Below are 1,490 nucleotides of genomic sequence, written 5' to 3' on the forward strand. Positions count from 1 at the left end.
CCCACCACGCTCGCGGGCTTCGCCCGCCGCGTCGCCGCCGCGCTGCCCGCCACCGCGCAGGGCATCCGCTTCTCCGGCGACCCCGACGCCGTCGTGACCACGGCCGCCGTCCTCGGTGGCTCCGGCGACGGGTACTTCGACGCCGTCCGCGCGGCCGACGTCGACGTGTACGTCACCTCCGACCTGCGTCACCACCCAGCGTCCGAGCTGCGTGAACGTGCCGAGTTCGAGGCCCGTGCCGCCGGAGCTCCCGGCCCGGCCGGCACCCCGTTCCTCGTGGACACCGCCCACTACGCCAGTGAGTGGCCCTGGCTGCGCTACGCCGTCGAGGATCTCGCCGCTGCGCTCGCAGCCGACGGCCTCGCCGTCGAGGCCCGCGTCAGCGAGCTCGTCACCGACCCCTGGACCGGCCAGGTCCCGTCCCGCTGACCGCCGGTTCCCGCCTGTTTCAGACGCTCGGGTCACCGAGTGATCCGCGGGACTGCCACGTGCAGGGGCACAGTCCGGGCACACGGTCCGCGTGCGCCCGCCCCATCGGTCGCGGGGTAGCGTTGGACCACCCCCAGATCACGACCGAGAGGACGCCTCCCGTGGCAACTGCACCACCCGAAGACCAGCGCAGGCTGCTGGAGGTCCAGGCGCTCGACACCCGCGCCCAGCAGCTCGAGCACCAGCGCAAGAGCCTGCCCGCGCTCGCGCAGCTGACCGAGCTCGAGGGCCGCATCGCCGACCTGCGCGCCTCGCTCGTCGAGTCGCGCACCCGGGTGGCAGACCTGAAGCGTGAGCTCACCAAGGCCGAGGGCGACGTCGAACAGGTGCGCAACCGCGCCGCACGCGACCAGCAGCGGCTCGACACGGGCAGCGTGAGCGCCAAGGACGCCGTCGCGCTGACCGACGAGCTCCGCTCGCTCGCCACGCGCCAGGCCGCGCTCGAGGAGGTCGAGCTCGACGTCATGGAGCGCCTCGACGCGCACGAGGACGCGCTGGCCAAGGTCGAGGCCGCGAACGACGAGCTCGTCACGGAGAAGACCAAGGTCGAGGGGGAGCGCGACAAGGGCTGGGCCGACCTCGACGCGCAGGCAGCGGCGCTCGCGGCCAGCCGCGTCACCGCGGTCGAGGGCCTCGACGCGGGCCTGGTCGCCCTCTACGAGAAGCTGCGCGCGCAGCTCGGCGGCACGGGCGCCGCGGTGCTGAACGGCAACCGCTGTGACGGTTGCCGCATGGACCTGCCGCCCGTCGACCTGGACAAGATCCGCAGCGCCGCGCCCGACGCCGTGGTGCGCTGCGAGGAGTGCGGCCGCATCCTGGTGCGCGTCGCCTCCCCGACGGGTGCCGCCGCCGGATGACCCACCCTGCGGGAGTGTCCCCGCGCCTGGACGACGCACACCCGCTCACCGTGGTCCTCGTGCGGCACGGTGTCACCGCGCTGACGGAGGCCGGCGTCGGCTCCGGGTCTGACGTCCCGGGGCCGCCGTTGAGCGCCCGCGGCC

2 protein-coding genes are annotated in these 1,490 nt (G+C 74.6%); both read left to right on the forward strand.

Annotated features, from left to right (window positions below; all coding sequences use genetic code 11):
* Window positions 1-429: Nif3-like dinuclear metal center hexameric protein (locus PROKR_RS10565; protein WP_036962941.1), on the forward strand; the 429-nt coding region annotated here is incomplete at its 5' end.
* A 161-nt stretch (window positions 430-590) separates the two neighbouring features.
* Window positions 591-1,346: a zinc ribbon domain-containing protein gene (locus tag PROKR_RS10570; RefSeq protein ID WP_036962943.1), complete on the forward strand. Its 756-nt coding sequence runs from the start codon at window positions 591-593 to the stop codon at window positions 1,344-1,346.
* Window positions 1,347-1,490: the final 144 nt, after the last annotated feature.

Origin of the sequence: Promicromonospora kroppenstedtii DSM 19349 (assembly GCF_000515355.1) — a bacterium.
Taxonomy (GTDB): Bacteria; Actinomycetota; Actinomycetes; order Actinomycetales; family Cellulomonadaceae; genus Promicromonospora; species Promicromonospora kroppenstedtii.